Raw genomic sequence first — 16,948 nt, 5'->3', positions numbered from 1 at the left:
GCATGACGCGCGAATCCACATCCCGCCACCCGGACGCGTCGATCCCCGAATCGACGCTGTCGCTGGCGGACATCGAACGCGGGCGCTCGCACCCGGTGCAGTGGGGTGCGTACATCATCGCAGTGCTGACGGCGGTCATCGCGCCGTACTGGGTGGGCCGCCTGTTCGCCGTGCAGCGCACCGACTGGCTGGTCGCGCACATGAGCGCGTTCGACCCGCGCGGTCTGGCGTTCCTCTCGTGGACGGTCACGCTCGTGGCGCTCACCGGTCTGGGCATGGCGGTGGTCGAGTCGCGCACGTGGCTGTGGCGCATCGTGTTCGTGGTCGGTCTCGCGGCGGAGCAGCTCGTGGCCGGCGTGAGCCTGCTCAACTTCAACTTCTGGAACTCCACGTACGTCGTGTACGGCGACGCGGCGCCGCTGGCGAACGCGACGAACCTGGGCATCGTCGCCGCCGGATTCGGCGTGGCCGTGTACGCGGTGCTGTGGGTCGGGCTGCTGGTGGCGATCCCGAAGCGTTCGCCGCTGAACGTGCTGACGCGCAGCTGGGCGTCGTTCATCATGTTCTTCCTGATCGAGGCCGCGGCCCTGCTCGTCGTCCTCTTCGGCGGTCTCCTCACCGCCGTCTGACCCACCCCGCCCGCAAATAAGCTACTCACGAGTAACATACTCACGAGTAGCTTACTCGTAAGTAGTATACTTACGAGCATTATCCGCGTTCTCGGGAGCGCGTAGGGAAGGGGGGATACGCATGGCATTCGTAGGTCGTGAACGGGAGCTGTCGGTGCTTCGGCGCATGTGGGGGCGCGACGGCTTCCAGATGATGGTGCTGTACGGCCGACGCCGCATCGGCAAGACCGCGCTGTTGGACGAGTTCTCGCGTGACCGCGACACGTTGTACTTCACCGCCAAGCAGCAGACGTCGGCGGCGAACCTGCGCGACTTCTCCCGCGCGGTGTACGCGTTCTTCGGCGCATCGTCGGTGCTGCCGCCGTTCGCGCTCTGGCAGGACGCGTTCGATTTCATCGTCGAACGGGCGAAGGGGCGGACCGGGGAGCCGTTCCTGTTCGTCTTCGATGAATTCCCGTATGCGGCGATGAGCGAGCCGTCTCTGCCGTCGGTGCTGCAGGTCGCCATCGACCACGGATTCGCGCAGACGCAGGTCATGATGGTGCTGTGCGGCAGCAACGAAGGGTTCATGGAAAGCGAGGTGCTCGGGTACAAGAGCCCGCTGTACGGCCGACGTACCGGACAGCTGCACCTGAGTGCGTTCGACGTGTTCGACGCGGCCCTGATGCTGCCGTCGATGTCGCCTTCGGACATCGTCCGCTACTACGCCACGTTCGGCGGAACGCCCTACTATCTCAAGCAGATCCAGTCCGACCTGACGTACGAGGCCAACGTCGAGGAGCTGCTGTTCGACACGAGCGGCCTGCTGTACGAGGAGCCGCTGATGCTGCTGCGGCAGGAGCTGCGCGACCCGTCCACCTACAATTCCGTGCTGGACGCGATCGGCATGGGGGCGACCCGGCAGAACAAGATCGCCGATCGATGCGGCATTCCCGCGTCGTCCGTAGGCAAGTACCTGAAGATCCTGTCCGACCTGGGCATGGTGGAACGTCAGGTTCCGTTCGGCGACGACTCCACGCGCTCCCGCAAGGGGCTGTGGACGGTGAAGGACCCGTTCTTCGCGTTCTGGTACCGCTTCGTGAGCCCGAACATGGCGAGCGTCGAATCGGGAGACGGCGACCTCGTGGCGCGGGGCGAGGTGTTCGGCCCCGCACTCGACACATACGTCGGTCAGCAGTTCGAGACGATGAGCCGGCAGTGGCTGATGCGGGCGAACCGCGCGGGCGGACTGCCGTTCACCGCCACCCAATTCGGCAAATGGTGGGGGACTGACGCGCGCATCCGCAAGGAGGCCGACATCGACGTGATCGCCGCCGACCCGCGCGGCCGCAGGATCCTGCTCGGCGAATGCAAGTGGAAGAATGAGCTCGACGTCGCGCAGACGATGGACACGCTGCGCTCCCGCGGCGACCTGATCGCAGGCTACGACGACCGGTCGTTCGCACTGTTCGTCAAGACCGAGGAGCTGGCCGAACGGGCCCGCCGCCGGATCGGCGACGACGGCGACTTCATGGTGGTGTCCGCCGCCGATATGTTCGCCGCCGGCGATTCGCCGGCAGTATCGGCGGACTGAGCGATCGTCCATCGGCCGTTCGCGCCGTCGTCCGGCCCGGCCCGTATAGTGTCCCCTTGGCGTGTTTCGCCCGCGGATTGAGAGCGCGCCGGCAGTGGGCCGGCAGCACCGCGCAGCAACATAAGGAGGAAGCCGTGGCACTTACGGCCGATCAGAAGCAGGAAATCATCGCCAAGTACGCTACCCACGAGGGTGACACCGGCTCCCCCGAGGTCCAGGTCGCTCTGCTGAGCAAGCGCATCGCCGACCTGACCGAGCACCTCAAGGAGCACAAGCACGACCACCACTCCCGTCGTGGTCTGCTGCTGATGGTCGGTGACCGTCGCCGTCTCCTCGATTACCTGAAGCGCGTCGACATCAACCGTTACCGCGCCCTGATCGAGAAGCTGGGTCTGCGCCGATAACTGAAATTCTTCCGCCCGGGCGTCGCATAGACGTTCGGGCGTTTTACATGCGGGCGCGTCAGCCCCGCCACCGGCCGGCAGTACGGGCTGGGAACGGCGGGGGAGGGCGCGCGACAGAGGCAAGACAGAGGTTGGGCGGCACGGTAGGCCGCGGCATGAGGTGTCGAGCGCATTCGGCATGTGAAGCATGATTCAGGTCCGCTGACAGAGGACCGTCAGAAGTAGGTATTGGAAAGCAAGCAACAAAGGAGGAACCCCATGGAGGGTCCCGAAATCAAGGCGGTTGAGGCCGTCATCGACAACGGCTCGTTCGGCACGCGCACGCTGCGCTTCGAAACGGGCCGACTCGCCCAGCAGGCGGACGGCGCCGTCGCCGCCTATCTCGACGACGACACGATGGTCCTGTCGACCACCACCGCCGGCTCCAGCCCGAAGGAGAACTACGACTTCTTCCCGCTGACCGTCGACGTCGAAGAGAAGATGTACGCCGCTGGCAAGATCCCGGGCTCGTTCTTCCGCCGCGAAGGCCGCCCGAGCACCGAGGCGATCCTCGCGTGCCGCATCATCGACCGCCCGCTGCGCCCGCTGTTCCCGCACACGCTGCGCAACGAGGTGCAGGTCGTCGAGACGATCCTCGCCGTCAACCCGGAGGATGCGTACGACGTCGTGGCCCTCAACGCCGCGTCCGCGTCGACGATGATCTCCGGCCTGCCGTTCTCCGGCCCGGTCTCCGGCGTGCGTCTGGCGCTCATCGACGGCCAGTGGGTCGCGTTCCCGACGTGGAGCGAGCGTGAGCGCGCCGTGTTCGAGATCGTGGTCGCCGGCCGCGTCGTCGAGAACGGCGACGTCGCGATCGCGATGATCGAGGCGGGCGCCGGCAAGAACGCGTGGACGCTGATCTACGACGAGGGCCAGATCAAGCCGGACGAGGAGGTCGTCGCCGGCGGTCTGGAAGCCGCCAAGCCGTTCATCAAGGTCATCTGCGAGGCTCAGGACGAGCTCAAGCGCATCGCCGCCAAGGAGACCAAGGAGTTCCAGCTCTTCCCGGAGTACACCGACGAGCTGTACGCCCGCATCGACGAGATCGCCCACGCCGACCTCGACGAGGCGCTGTCCATCGCGGAGAAGCTGCCGCGCCAGGACCGCATCCACGAGATCAAGGAGCACGTGCGCGAGGTCCTCGCCGGCGAGTTCACCGAGATGGACGACGCCGAGAAGGAGAAGGAGCTCGGCAACGCGTTCAAGGAGCTGCAGCGCCAGATCGTGCGCCGCCGCATCCTGACCGAGGACTACCGCATCGACGGCCGCGGCCTCAAGGACATCCGCACCCTGTCCGCCGAGGTGGACATCGTGCCGCGCGTCCACGGCTCCGCCCTGTTCCAGCGCGGCGAGACCCAGATCCTGGGCGTCACCACGCTGAACATGCTCAAGATGGAGCAGCAGATCGACGCGCTGTCCGGCCCGCAGTCGAAGCGCTACATGCACAACTACGAGATGCCGCCGTACTCCACCGGCGAGACCGGCCGCGTCGGCTCCCCGAAGCGCCGCGAGATCGGCCACGGCGCCCTCGCCGAGAAGGCGATCGTGCCGGTGCTGCCGGGCCGCGAGGAGTTCCCGTACGCGATCCGCCAGGTGTCCGAGGCGATCGGCTCCAACGGCTCCACCTCGATGGGCTCCGTGTGCGCGTCCACCCTGTCGCTGCTGGCGGCGGGCGTGCCGCTGAAGGCCCCGGTCGCGGGCATCGCCATGGGCCTGGTGTCCGGCGACATCGACGGCCAGCACGTCTTCAAGACCCTGACCGACATCCTGGGCGCCGAGGACGCGTTCGGCGACATGGACTTCAAGGTCGCCGGCACCTCCGAGTTCATCACCGCCCTGCAGCTCGACACCAAGCTCGACGGCATCCCGGCCGACATCCTCGCCGGCGCGCTGCAGCAGGCCAAGGAGGCCCGCACCACGATCCTCGACCTCATCAACGAGTGCATCGACGGCCCGGCCGAGATGAGCGAGTTCGCGCCGCGCATCATCACCACCACCGTCCCGGTGGACAAGATCGGCGAGATCATCGGCCCGAAGGGCAAGATGATCAACCAGATCCAGGAGGACACCGGCGCCGAGATCGCGATCGAGGACGACGGCACCGTCTACATCTCCTCCGAAGGCGGCGACGCCGCGGAGAAGGCGAAGGCCATCATCGACCAGATCGCCAACCCGCACGTGCCGGAGGCCGGCGAAACGTACAACGGCAAGGTCGTCAAGACCACGTCGTTCGGCGCGTTCGTCAACCTGACCCCGGGCACCGATGGCCTGCTGCACATCTCGCAGATCCGCAACCTCGCCAACGGCGAGCGCATCGACGCGGTCGAGGATGTGCTCAAGGAAGGCGACACCGTCGAGGTGATCGTCCAGGGCGTCGACGACCGCGGCAAGATCTCGCTGGCGATCCCCGGCTTCGAGGATCAGGAGTCGGGCCGCGGCTCCCGTGGCGGCGACCGTGGCGAGCGCCGCGGCGACCGTGACGATCGTCCGCGCCGCCGCCGCGAGGATCGCGACGACCGCCGCGACCGCGACTATGACGACCGTCCGCGCCGCCGTCGCGACGACCGCGACGACGACTACGACGACCGCCCGCGTCGCCGCCGCGCCGAGCGCGACTACGACGAGCGTGACGACCGCGACTACGACGATCGTCCGCGCCGCCGCCGCGACGACCGCGACTACGACGACCGCGACGACCGTCGTGACGACCGCCGCGCCCCGCGTGCCGACCGTGACGATCGCGACGACCGCCGTTCCGAGCGCCGCGACGACCGCGACGAGCGTCGCTCCGAGCGTCCGCGCCGCCGTCGTCTGGACGACCGCAACCCGCGCTACGCCGCGGACGAGAACTACGACGAGTACCGTGCGGAGCGCGTCGAGCGTACCGAGCGTCCGCGTCGCCGCGTCCGCCGCGACTTCGATCCGTTCGAGGACTGATCGAGACCCTGCGGCCGGCCGTCATCGGCGTCGGCCGCACCCGGTCCGGTGAACCGGACCGCATGAATCGCGCCATGTGATGTGTTGGGAGCATCGCATGGCGCGATTCGCGTATGTGGAGGCGATACGGATGCAAGGGCGCATCCGGACCGCCGTCTCACCATTCGGTTCCGGGAGTCGGCTGGCACACGCCTGAGTGCCTGTTTGTCCGCGGGGGGGGGGGTAGATTAACAGCCGTTGGTTTTCTTGTGAGGGGGAGAATCAGCAATTCCGGGCATATTCGAAGGTGTCCCGCTCGGAACGGCTATAACTAACTACTGAAGGAAGACTGCGAAGGATTCCAAAAATGGCTTTTAAGAAGAAAATTGTAGGCGGTGTCGTCGCAGCTGCCATGCTGGCTGCTGTCGTGCCCGCCGCCACCGCGCTTGCGACCGATGCGGCCAAGTACAAGGTGAACTTCTGCCTGGATACGGATAACACGAACTGCATCGCGCTCGAAGGCAATGCGACCGATTCGTTCTCCAACATTTGGGGTGAGGCCGCCGAGTTCGCCGCCAAGAACGCCGCCGATGGCCAGACGCTCGCCGGCTGGTACTATTACGGCTCCGGCACGCTGATCAACGCGACCGACCCGATCGCCGACGGTGTGACCGTGTACGCGAAGTACGAGGCCGCCGAAACCCCGGCCGCCAAGTACACCGTGACGTTCCGTCTGGATGCAGACGATGAGTCCGGCGCTTCCGACGTCAAGGCCACCGGTGAGTCGACCGCGTCGTTCGCGGACGTCTGGGACGAGGCCAACGCGGCCGCCGCCGCGAAGGCCGCCGCCGATGGCAAGGAGTTCGTCGGCTGGTACTACTACGGCTCCGGCACGCTGATCAACGCGACCGACCCGATCGCCGACGGCGTGACCGTGAACGCGAAGTACGAGACCGCCGAGACCCCGGCCGCCGAGTACACGTTCCACTTCGTGAACGAGGACAACAGCACGATCAAGGACGTGACCCTGGAGAACACCGAGTCCGGCCTGTCGTTCTGGGACTTCTCCAAGGACGTGACCGCTCCGACCGTCAAGGGCAAGAAGTTCGTCGGCTGGGCCAACGTCGCCGGTGACCGCATCAACGCCACCGACACCTTCACGGGTGCCGGCGAGGCTTGGGCCTACCCGGTCTACGAGGCCGAGACCCCGGCCGCCAAGGAACACACCGTGACCTTCTACATGGGCGCTGACGACGAGACCGGCACCCCGGTCAAGGCCTCCGGCTCCTTCATGAACTTCTCCGCCAAGGTGACCGCTCCGGCCGTCGAGGGCAAGAAGTTCGTGGGCTGGGCCGCCACCGGCTCCACCGATGTCATCGCTGACGACACCGAGGTCACCGGCAACTGGTACGTCACCCCGATCTACGAGGACGCTCCGGCCAAGGTCGTCTACTACACCGTCTCCTTCCTGAACGCGGACGGCAACGTGTTCGCCACCACTTCCTACGACGCTGGTCGTAAGTTCGGCGAGTGGGCTCAGCCGGCTCCGGAGGTCGAGGGCAAGGTGTTCGCCGGTTGGGTGAACGCCGAGACCGGCGAGGCCATCGATCCGGACATGGCCGTCACGTCCGACCTGCAGGTCGTCGCGACCTACAAGGACGCCCCGGCCGAGACCGTGTGGCACACCGTGTACTTCCACGACATCAACGACGAGCTGTTCGCCACCACTTCCTACGATGACGGTCGTGCGTTCGGCGAGTGGGCGCAGCCCGCTCCGGCCGTCGAGGGCAAGGTGTTCGCCGGCTGGAAGTACGCCACCGGCGAGGACGTCGATGCGGATACCCCGATCAAGGGCGACATCCACGTCTACGCGACCTACAAGGATGCCCCGGCCGAGACCGTGTGGCATCAGGTCTCCTTCTACGACGGCGACGATACGCTGATCGCCACCGTCACCTACGACGACGGTCGTGCGTTCGGCGAGTGGGCCCAGCAGGCTCCGGCTGTCGAGGGCAAGGTGTTCGTCGGCTGGAAGTACGCCACCGGTGAGACCGTCGACCCGACCATGCCGGTCAAGGGCGACATCCACGTCTACGCCGCCTACGAGGATGCTCCGGTCGAGGAGGATAAGACCGAGAACGTCGTGTCCTTCTACGATGCGGACCAGAACCTGATCCAGACCGTCGGCTACTACGCCAAGGACAAGGTCGCCTTCTCCACCTACGCCGCTGGCATCCAGGCTCCGGCCGTCGAGGGCAAGGTGTTCACCGGTTGGGGCTTCGCCTCCAACGAGGGTGACGTTGCCGTCGACGTCGATGCCGTCGTGACCGGCAACTGGGCCGTCTACGCGATGTACGAGGACGCTCCGGCCGAGGATGACACCACCCAGAACGTGGTCTCCTTCTACGATGCGGACCAGAACCTGATCCAGACCGTCGGCTACTACGCCAAGGACCAGGTCAAGTTCTCCCAGTACGCGCTCGGCATCCAGGCTCCGGCCGTCGAGGGCAAGGTGTTCACCGGTTGGGGCTTCGCCTCCAACGAGGGTGACGTCCCGGTGAACGTCGATGACGTGGTCACCGGCGATTGGGCCGTCTACGCGATGTACACCGACGCTCCGGCCGAGGACGACACCACGCAGAACGTCGTGTCCTTCTACGATGCGGACCAGAACCTGATCCAGACCGTCGGCTACTACGCCAAGGACCAGGTCAAGTTCTCCCAGTACGCGCTCGGCATCCAGGCTCCGGCTATCGAGGGCAAGGTGTTCACCGGTTGGGGCTTCGCCTCCAACGAGGGTGACGTCCCGGTTGACGTTGACTCCGTCGTGACCGGTGATTGGGCCGTCTACGCGATGTACGAGGATGCTCCGGCCAAGGAGGATCCGAAGGACGACACCAAGAAGGCCGACACCAAGGCCGACGAGACCAAGACCGACACCAAGGCCGAGCAGAAGACCGCCAAGAAGGCTGCCAAGAAGCTCAGCTCCACCGGTGCCGCCGTGGTGTCCGTGGCCGTCATGGCCGTCATCGCCCTCGCCGGCGGTGCCGCCGTGCTCACCATGCGCAAGCGTGCGTGAATGATTGAGACTTGATTGCCTCCCGATGCGACCCTCAACCTTGCAGATGAGAACGTGACATAGCCTTCGAAACATACTCACGTTTGATGCATCGCGCATCGGGGGCAACCAAGGGGGCTTCCGGACCTCACTCCGGAAGCCCCATTTTTGTATCCGGACCCCGGGACGAGCCGTCATCCGACGCGCCCCGGGGTCCGGTCATATCCGGTCATGCCTGTTCGGTCCGTTCGGCCCGTTCAGGGTTCGCGATGATGGGATGGGCCATGTCGAAGAAGTCGAGCACGTCCTCGCCGTCGTCGAACATACGGTCCAGTTCTTCGGCGCTGATGCGGCGCTTGCCGTGTTCAGCGCCGATTATGGATTGCTTCCTCGTTCCGGCTCGAACGGCGCGATGCTCATATGGGACTGTGGGCGTGGTTCGTATGGTCATTGGCTGTACTGCTTGCGTACGGCCTCGCCGCTGATGTTCATGAGTTCACCGATGGCGTTCCATGATGTGCCACGGCGGCGTAGTTCGTCCACGATGATACGTGTCTGCCGTTTGTTCTCACGCTCGAAGACGCGCTTCTGGTAGACCAGTCGTTTAAGACGCGCGCCTGGGTTCGGGTCGTCGGAGATGTCGGTCGGCTCCGGATATTCCGTCGCCGTCATGTCCATGTCGATCTGCTCCCCGAGTCGTTCGTAGTAGGAGAGGTCGGCTGCGGTGCCGTGTGGCGTGTCGGTCATCGTGATCACCTCCGGATCGCGTTCCAATACCGTATCTGATAGCTGTGTCGCGCCGGCATGGCATGACAGATCATGATGCTGCCGGTGTCGGCTCCGTAGGGAGCCTCGAAGTAGCCGATCTCGTAGAGTCGGTTGCCTTGCGGGTCGGGACCGACCACGATGTAGGTTGGTGGGTCCCGGTCGGTGTTCGCGCCTACGTCCTCGCCGTGCGCGTATGCGTGCAAGATGATGTCGTCCGGCACCGGCGGTACGACGGTTCCTCTGATCAGATGCGGTTTGCGCGCGCTCCTGAGGATGATCGGCTGGTCATCATCATAGCTCATGTCGCAACCTTGGTTGTCGTTGAGTGGGTGGGGATGGGCGTCCATGTCATCGTGATCCTTTCGCCGTGCGGTATCCGATACGGCGAGCGTAGGAAAGCCACGCGTTGCGCGCAGCGAAAAACGGCCTATGTGGTCGAATGGTAGAGGCGCCGGCGTGTTGTGGATAACTCGCTGTGGATAACCTGCGGCCTGTGGACAACCGGTCGTGCACCCCACCTGTCAGCGGAAACGGACGGGACATGCCGAGGCGAGCACGCCCCTGCGATAATGGAACGACGTGACCGCACGCCGCGATGCAGCGACGACGACGGTCGCACGCAAGGGAGTGGTCATATGCGTATCGGGAAAGCCATCGGCGCGGCGGTTACGGGACTGCTGGCCGCCGTCGTCACCATCGGCATCATCGTCGCGGTCGGCATCGCCGCCGGCGACGACGCCGACCTCACCTACCGCACCCTCGACTACGAGACGACCATCCTGCCCGACGGCGGCCTGCGCATCGAACAGCACATCGACATGCGGCTGCGCGAACGCGACGACGATGACGGCGACGCGCGCCCGTGGAAGCAGCTGTACCAGCAGTACCGGCTCAGCGCCGACGGTCTGGCCGACATCACCGACATCAGTGTGCGCAACGTCACCGACGGCACCGACTACACGCGCACCGACCCGGCCACGCCGGACGGCATCGGCGACGCGCAATGGGACGCCGACTACGCCGGCCACTGGTACATCGCCGACGTGACCGACTCCGCCGCCGACCCGCAGCTCTACGAACCCGGCCGCGACGGTTACGCGCTCGACGGGCCCGGGCGGCTGCCGGACGTCGGCGGCGACAGCGGCGACACGGCAACCGACGCATCCGCTGACAGCCGGCTCATCGAAATCGGATGGAACATCCCCGTGACCACGGAAGCTGACTCGCTGCGCTTCGACGTGACGATGACGTTCGTCGGCGCCGTCACCCGCTACGATGACATCGCCGCCTTCCAATGGGAACCGGTCGGCGTCACCAACCCGATTCCCGTCGGCACGCTCACCGGCGTCGTCCGCTTCCCCGACGGCGTCGCCGCCTCCGACGCGCCCGCCTGGCTGCACTCCGCCGGCGCCGCCGACACGACGCGCGACGACGACGGCACGCTGCGCTTCACGATCCGCGACATCCGCGCCGGCCAGTACGTCGACCTCGTCGCCGCCTACCCGGCCGACGCAACCCGCGCGCCGGACGGATGGGCGGACACGGCCGTCGGCACCGGCGGCGACTGGATCCGCCGCGGCGACGGCGACCGGCTCGACGCACTCACCGCCTCCGAAACCGTGCAGGAACAGGCATGGCGCGATTCGCAGCGCGTCCGCGCGCGCATCAGCGTCATCGCATGGTCGATCGCGGCCGTGGTCGGCGTCTCGATCGCGGTCGCCGCGCTCGTGCTCGCCATCCGCAACCGTCGCGCCGCCCAATACCACGGCGACGTCGACATCCGCTACGATCCGCCGGCGATGAGCCCCGCCGCAGCCGCCCGCATGGCCGACTTCCTGCACCTCGACGCCACCGCCGCGACGGAGCACGGTGACGACGACCAGACGCTCGAAACCCGGCAGCTGACCGCCACGCTACTGTCGCTCGCCGCCAAACACGCGATCGCCATCCACCCCGGCCCCGCGAAGCTCTACCGCGGCATCGACCTCGCCGCAGCCGCCCCCGCCCGGCTCGCCCTCATGATCAGCGCCGACAGCGGCCGCCTCCACGACGCCGGCACCACCAGCACCATCGTGCTGTTGCGCGACGACCCCGGCAGATACGAGAGCGACGACGCCGACGCCGACGCGGCGGGCGGGACTGCCGGCACGCAGACGGTGGACGGATCCGGCCGTTCGACGGCCATCGACGCCTCCACCCAGTCGGTCCTCACCGCGTTGGACCCCGCCCGGGACCTCACCCCGTCGGAACGCGCGCTCCTGCACCTGCTGCACAAGATCGGCCGCCGCCTGAACACGCGCGTCTTCGACATGCGGCAGATGCGCAAGACCTGCAAGAAATGGAAAAGCGGCTACAAGACGCTCGCCGACTACACGCAGGCCTGCACCGACGAATACGACGCCCTCGACGCGACCGAACCCCGCCGCGGCGCCACCATCATCGGACTGGCCGGCTGCGCCATCGCAGTCATCGGCGCGATCGTCGCCGTCGCCGGCGGCAACGCGACCCTCGCCATCATCTTCGGCACGCCGCTGCTCGCCGTCAGCGTGGCCGCACTGTGCGTCACGTCGCAGACGGTCCTCACCGACCGCGGCCAGGCGCTCGCCGGCGACGTCATCGGATTCCACCGCTACCTCGCCGCATACGGGACGGTCGGCGGCGGGACCGCGTTCGGCGGGACGGCCGATGACGACCGCGCCGCAGTCCCGCAGCTGCAACGCTGCGACCAGTACCTCGTGTACGCGACCGCGTTCGGATTCTCCGGCCGGTTGCTCGCCGACCTCGCCGACGCCTACCCGCAGCTCGTCGACCCCGACTGGCTCGACGCGTACGCCGCGTCGTCGCCGCTCTACTGGAGCTACCGGCCGTACGGATGGTACGGGATCGGCTGGGGGTACAGGTACGGAGATGACTTCGACGGGCCGTCCGACGGGCGCGCCGACGGCAGGCAGGTCGCCGGCGACGGCATGAACCGCCGCGCCGGCGCCGGCTCCGACGGCGATTCCGGAATCAGCGACGGACGCGGGCCGATCGGCGGCGTCGGACCGTCCGCGTTCGGACTGGACGTCGGCGACTTCGGCACCCAGCTCGCCGCCGGCTTCGCCGACCTCACCGCGACGATCCAGGCCGCGGCGCCCACCTCCGACGGCGGCTCCGGCGGACTGGGCGGATCGGGCGGATCGTTCTCCGGCGGCTCATTCGGCGGATCATCCGGCGGCGCCGGCGGCGGCTCCTTCGGCGGTCGTTGATCGGGCGCGCGGCTCGGTCCGAATCTTGAGGGCAGGATGCGGTTGCCGGTTCTGCGCCAGTGGGTGAACGGGCGTTCGCGCGGGCATGGGACGGTCGGCTTCCACCGATTGCGTCTCTCCCGATAAGACAGGCCCTGATTCGATCCGCCGAATCGTCCCAGCCTCGTCTGCCAGGTGCCGGGGCGGTCGAATCTGCATGAATTCCCGGTCTGAGGGGAAGAATCGGGGCCTTGCACGCTGCTTTCGGCTAACTGAGGGGAAAGATTCCCGTGATCCGAGGGACGGATTCCAAGGGTTTCCGGACGAAATGGCGCAACTAGGCCGGGGGTCTCCGAGAGGATTGTCCCCTCAGATCGCGAAAAGAAGCATGCAAGGCCCCGATTCTTCCCCTCACTTGGCGAAACGCATTCCAGCCGTGTCTCGGAGAAGCCTGCGGCGCCAGCCATCCGCATCATCCAACGGGACGCCTACGCTGGGACGGAAGGGTTCGCGCCGGCCGACACCGGCCGCCATCGACGAACCGACGAACGCCACGACCACCAAAGGAGCACGTCATGCTGTACCGCGATCTCGGACCGTTCCGCACCACCGCCATCGGCCACGGCGAAATGCCGCTCACCATCGAAAACAACCGCGGCCACGACGTCGGCATCGACACGCTGCACGCGTCCCTCGACGCTGGCTGCCGCCACATCGACACCGCGTGGGCGTACTACACGCCCGGCGAGGAGGAGCAGACCGGCGAAAAGCTGGTGCGCGAGGCGCTCGCCACGTGGAAGGGCCCGCGCGAGGAGGTGACCGTCGCCACCAAGATCGGTCTGCGCCGCGCGTGGGAGGGCGACAAGCCGGTGTGGCCGCGCGACGGCAAGCCGGAGCACCTCATCGCATACGGCAAGCAGTCGGCGATGGCGCTCGGCGTCGACACCATCGACCTGCTGTACATGCACCGCCACGATCCGGAGGTCCCGTACGGCGAGTCCATCGAAGCGCTCAGGCAGCTGCTCGACGAAGGCGTGGCGCAGTACGCGGGCGTGTCGAACGTGACGATCGAACAGCTCGACATCGCGCGCGCGATCTTGGGCGACCGACTCGTGGCCGTGCAGAACCAGTATTCGCCGATCCATCTCGATACGCAGGACACGCTCGACTACTGCGCGAAGCTCGGCCTCGCGTTCGTGTGCTGGAGCCCGCTGGGCGGCTACCGCCACCCGTACGACGAGTCGAAGTTCGACCCGTTCCGCCAGGTCGCGGCCGCGCACGGCGTCAGCTACCAGCAGGTCGTGCTCGCGTGGGAGCTCGCCAAGGGCGACCACATGTTCGTGATCCCCGGCGCGCACCGTCCCGAGACGATTCTCGACTCGCTCAAGGCCTCCGACCTGGAACTCACCCCCGACGAGCTCGCCTTCCTCGGCTGAGCCGGGCTTCGCTACATGCCGCGCACCACGTCGGCGAGGGTTTCGGCGGCGGCCGCGAACTCCTCCGGCGTGGTGTACGAGTAGCTCAGCCGCAGCGAATTGTCGCCCTCGAAATCGTAGATGTCGCCGGGGTTGAGCAGCACGCCGCGCCGCAATGCGAGCTGGAACAGGCGGCTGACGCGGATCGGCCGGTCGAACGTCAGCCAGATGTAGAATCCGCCGCGCGGCGTGCGCCAGTGCGCGATCCCCGACGCGCCGAACAGCCGGTCGAGCGTCTCCAACGCGGCGTCGCGGCGGCGGCGCAGCTCGCGGCGCAGGCCGACCAGATACTCGTCGTAGAGTCCGCTGGTCAGGAACCGCGCGTACACCCACTGGCTGAGCACGCTCGCGCCGTAGTCCATCTGCATCTTCACGTCGCCCAGCCGCTGCACGATCGGCTCGCTCGCCACCAGCCAGCCGATGCGCAGACCCGGTGCCAGCGCCTTCGACGCGCTGCCGAGCATGATCACCATGCCGGTCTCGTCGAGCGCCTTGAGCGGCGCCGGCGTCTCGCCCTCGTACACGAGATCCTGATACGCGCAGTCCTCGATGATCGGCAGCCGTTCGGCGACGCACACGTCGATGAGCGCGCGCCGCCGTTCGGCGCTCATCGTGATGCCGGTCGGATTGTGGTTGGTGGGGATCGTGTACAGCAGCGCGTTCCCGCCGTGGCGGGCCGGTATGGTCATCGGCGCCGACGATGCGGTCTGCGGCGCTGCGGCTCCCGGACCGTCGCCGACGACGGTCGCCGCGTTGCCGGCCGCGTTGCCGCCGGGCCCGCCGTCGGGGGAGAGGAGGTGGTGCAGCGCGTCGGCGCGGATGCCGTCGTCGTCCATCGGGACGCCGGCGAGCCGCATGCCGGCCGACTGGAACACCTGCAGCGACTTGATGTAGCTGGGCGCTTCGGCGAGCACGGTCGAACCGGACGGCAGCAGGCTCACGGAGATCATCTGCAGCGCCTGCAGTGCGCCCGACGTGACGAGGATCCGGTCGGCGGTGCACGGCACGCCGGTCGCGGTCATGCGCTCGGCGATCGCCTCGCGCAGCCACGGCATGCCTTCCGGCGGCGGGTAGCCGAGCGAGTCGATCTCGGCGGCCGCCTCGCCGGCGATGCGCCGCCACATGGCGCGCGGGAAGAGCCGCGGGTCGAGTTCGCCGGTGCCGAGCCGGGTGACGCCGTCGACGAACTCCTTGCGGTTGATGGTCTGGATGGTCGCGTTGTTGGCCTTGAAGAAGCCGGATGCGACGTAGTCGGCCCAGTCGGGTGCGCCGGGCAGCATCAGCGACCAGGTGTTGCTGACGATGCGCGTGCCGGCGCCGTGCATCCCTTCGACGATCCCGTAGTCGGCGAGTTCGTCGATGGCGGCGATGACGGTGGACCGGTTCACGCCGAACGATTCGGCGAGCGCCCGCTGCGACGGCAGTCGTGAGCCGATCGGCCACGCGCCGCTGGACACCTGCCGGCACATGTAGTCGACGATCTGCTCGGTGACGGGCGTCGCCGACGTGCGGTCGGGCGTCCAGTCGATGGTGAGCGGCGCGATGCGTGCCATGCGGCTCCTTTCGGTTGCGGGGCGGGTTGGGGCGGATGGGCGGTTCGGGCCGGCTGGGTTGATTGTGCCGGTTGTGCCGGTCGTGGCGGTTGTGCCGGTTATGCCGGTCGTGGCGGTCGGGTGGTCGGGCGTTGAGGGGGCTGTCCGTGGATTTGTATGCGTCCCGACGTGACCGCCGCATGCAAATCCACGTTTTGGCCGGCCGTTTCGTGGATTTGTATGCGGCCGTTTCGTTCCGCCGCATACAAATCCACAGACTCTCACGTTTCCGCTTCCGCTTCCGGTTGGGGCCGGTCTTGTCGGGGCCGGTCGAACTCCGGCCGGGTTCCGGTCCTGCGTCCGGGTTCCGCCTGTTCGGTCGCCACCTCCACCGTTGTTTGGTGGGGCGACGGCCTGCGGTTTTGGCTGGTTGCTGCTTGTATTGTAATCCATATACTGAAATTCCGTGGCGTCGAAAGGCGCTTATTTTATGCATTCATGCCGGATTGCCGATCATATGCTTGGTTGATTTGGCTGGGTGCATTAGACCCAGCCAAACGGTTTGGCTGATGTTCGGAAGGTGGTGCGACATGGGCTTCTACTTGCAGGGACTGACGATGGGACTGGCGTACGTCGCGCCCATCGGCATGCAGAACCTGTTCGTCATCAACTCGGCGCTCACCAAGACGCGACGCAAGGCGCTGCTGACGGCGCTCATCGTCATCGTGTTCGACGTGATCCTGTCGCTCGCCTGCTTCTTCGGCGTCGGCGCGCTGATCCAGCGCTACGAGTGGCTGCAGCTGGGCGTGCTGGCCGTCGGCGGCGCCGTCGTCATCCGCATCGGCCTGGGACTGCTGTTCCCGCGTCTGTTCGACCGCTCGGCGACGAAGGACGACGCGGCCGGCCCGTCGTCGTCCGCTGAGTCGTCCGCCGTCGCCGCGGCCGCCGACGACCATACGAGCTGGTGGAAGACCATCTCGACCGCGTGCGTCGTCACCTGGTTCAACCCGCAGGCGATCGTCGACGGCACGCTGATGCTCGGCGCGTTCAGCGCGACGCTGACCGCCCAGCAGTCGACCCCGTTCATCACGGGCGTGGAGACCGCGTCGGTGGTCTGGTTCATCGGCGTGACGCTGCTGATCTCCGCGTTCAGCCACAAGTTCAGCCCGAAGGTCATCGAGGGCCTCAACAAGGTGTGCGGCGGCATCATCGTCGCCTACGGCCTCAAGCTGCTGTTCGACTTCGCCGTCGCCGTCATCTGACCGCGGCCCGTCACCCGGTCCGACGTGCGTCATCCGACCGACGTACGCCGGCCGACCGCCGCGCG

Annotated in this window: 11 protein-coding genes; 8 read left to right on the top strand and 3 right to left on the bottom strand. The window is 67.0% G+C overall.

Translation table 11 applies throughout. The annotated features are described in order from the left end of the window. Positions 1 to 2: 2 nt before the first annotated feature. From D2E24_RS06740 to D2E24_RS06720, 5 genes are all read left to right on the top strand, one after another. Positions 3 to 629: a hypothetical protein gene (locus tag D2E24_RS06740; RefSeq protein ID WP_241222897.1), complete on the top strand. Its 627-nt coding sequence runs from the start codon at positions 3 to 5 to the stop codon at positions 627 to 629. Positions 630 to 750: 121 nt separating this feature from the next. Beyond that, the gene (locus D2E24_RS06735; RefSeq protein WP_125968581.1) at positions 751 to 2,202 is read left to right on the top strand and encodes an ATP-binding protein; all 1,452 of its coding nucleotides are present in this window, start codon (positions 751 to 753) and stop codon (positions 2,200 to 2,202) included. Between the two features lie 134 nt (positions 2,203 to 2,336). Then, positions 2,337 to 2,606: a 30S ribosomal protein S15 gene (rpsO, locus tag D2E24_RS06730; RefSeq protein ID WP_125968580.1), complete on the top strand. Its 270-nt coding sequence runs from the start codon at positions 2,337 to 2,339 to the stop codon at positions 2,604 to 2,606. Between the two features lie 258 nt (positions 2,607 to 2,864). Continuing rightward, positions 2,865 to 5,582 (top strand): polyribonucleotide nucleotidyltransferase, encoded by a 2,718-nt coding sequence (locus D2E24_RS06725; protein WP_125968579.1) that lies wholly within the window; start codon positions 2,865 to 2,867, stop codon positions 5,580 to 5,582. 346 nt (positions 5,583 to 5,928) lie between these two features. Beyond that, complete coding sequence (locus D2E24_RS06720) at positions 5,929 to 8,640, top strand: InlB B-repeat-containing protein (protein WP_125968578.1); 2,712 nt, start codon at positions 5,929 to 5,931, stop codon at positions 8,638 to 8,640. 426 nt (positions 8,641 to 9,066) lie between these two features. On the opposite strand, the gene D2E24_RS06715 is transcribed toward D2E24_RS06720, so the two are convergent. Together D2E24_RS06715 and D2E24_RS06710 are read right to left on the bottom strand one after the other, a co-directional pair. Continuing rightward, a complete protein-coding gene (locus D2E24_RS06715; RefSeq protein ID WP_125968577.1) occupies positions 9,067 to 9,366 on the bottom strand; it encodes a hypothetical protein in 300 nt (99 codons plus the stop codon). Between the two features lie 5 nt (positions 9,367 to 9,371). Beyond that, a complete protein-coding gene (locus tag D2E24_RS06710; protein ID WP_125968576.1) occupies positions 9,372 to 9,734 on the bottom strand; it encodes a hypothetical protein in 363 nt (120 codons plus the stop codon). A gap of 288 nt (positions 9,735 to 10,022) precedes the next feature. Here D2E24_RS06710 and D2E24_RS06705 point away from each other — a divergent pair, with 288 nt between their 5' ends. Together D2E24_RS06705 and D2E24_RS06700 are read left to right on the top strand one after the other, a co-directional pair. Next, positions 10,023 to 12,635, top strand: coding sequence for a DUF2207 family protein (locus D2E24_RS06705; RefSeq protein WP_164521046.1), 2,613 nt, complete (start codon positions 10,023 to 10,025; stop codon positions 12,633 to 12,635). A 554-nt stretch (positions 12,636 to 13,189) separates the two neighbouring features. Then, positions 13,190 to 14,050, top strand: coding sequence for an aldo/keto reductase (locus D2E24_RS06700; protein ID WP_125968574.1), 861 nt, complete (start codon positions 13,190 to 13,192; stop codon positions 14,048 to 14,050). 11 nt (positions 14,051 to 14,061) lie between these two features. On the opposite strand, the gene D2E24_RS06695 is transcribed toward D2E24_RS06700, so the two are convergent. Beyond that, positions 14,062 to 15,642 carry an aminotransferase-like domain-containing protein gene (locus D2E24_RS06695; protein WP_125968573.1) on the bottom strand — a complete coding sequence of 527 codons (1,581 nt, stop codon included), beginning with the start codon at positions 15,640 to 15,642 and terminating at the stop codon, positions 14,062 to 14,064. A 569-nt stretch (positions 15,643 to 16,211) separates the two neighbouring features. Here D2E24_RS06695 and D2E24_RS06690 point away from each other — a divergent pair. Then, entirely contained in the window at positions 16,212 to 16,883 is a 672-nt protein-coding gene (locus D2E24_RS06690; protein ID WP_125968572.1) for a LysE/ArgO family amino acid transporter, read from the top strand. Positions 16,884 to 16,948 lie beyond the last annotated feature (65 nt).

Source organism: Bifidobacterium samirii (genome assembly GCF_003952945.1).
In the GTDB taxonomy this organism is placed as follows: Bacteria; Actinomycetota; Actinomycetes; order Actinomycetales; family Bifidobacteriaceae; genus Bifidobacterium; species Bifidobacterium samirii.
This window is presented reverse-complemented; position numbering and strand designations above follow the sequence as displayed.

Excerpts from the sequence above, each read along its gene's own strand:
- D2E24_RS06740 (WP_241222897.1), top strand. The coding sequence starts at position 3 with ATGACGCGCGAATCCACATCCCGCCACCCGGACGCGTCGATCCCCGAA.
- D2E24_RS06735 (WP_125968581.1), top strand. The coding sequence starts at position 751 with ATGGCATTCGTAGGTCGTGAACGGGAGCTGTCGGTGCTTCGGCGCATG.
- D2E24_RS06725 (WP_125968579.1), top strand. The coding sequence starts at position 2,865 with ATGGAGGGTCCCGAAATCAAGGCGGTTGAGGCCGTCATCGACAACGGC.
- D2E24_RS06720 (WP_125968578.1), top strand. The coding sequence starts at position 5,929 with ATGGCTTTTAAGAAGAAAATTGTAGGCGGTGTCGTCGCAGCTGCCATG.
- D2E24_RS06715 (WP_125968577.1), bottom strand. The coding sequence starts at position 9,366 with ATGACCGACACGCCACACGGCACCGCAGCCGACCTCTCCTACTACGAA.
- D2E24_RS06710 (WP_125968576.1), bottom strand. The coding sequence starts at position 9,734 with ATGGACGCCCATCCCCACCCACTCAACGACAACCAAGGTTGCGACATG.
- D2E24_RS06705 (WP_164521046.1), top strand. The coding sequence starts at position 10,023 with ATGCGTATCGGGAAAGCCATCGGCGCGGCGGTTACGGGACTGCTGGCC.
- D2E24_RS06700 (WP_125968574.1), top strand. The coding sequence starts at position 13,190 with ATGCTGTACCGCGATCTCGGACCGTTCCGCACCACCGCCATCGGCCAC.
- D2E24_RS06695 (WP_125968573.1), bottom strand. The coding sequence starts at position 15,642 with ATGGCACGCATCGCGCCGCTCACCATCGACTGGACGCCCGACCGCACG.
- D2E24_RS06690 (WP_125968572.1), top strand. The coding sequence starts at position 16,212 with ATGGGCTTCTACTTGCAGGGACTGACGATGGGACTGGCGTACGTCGCG.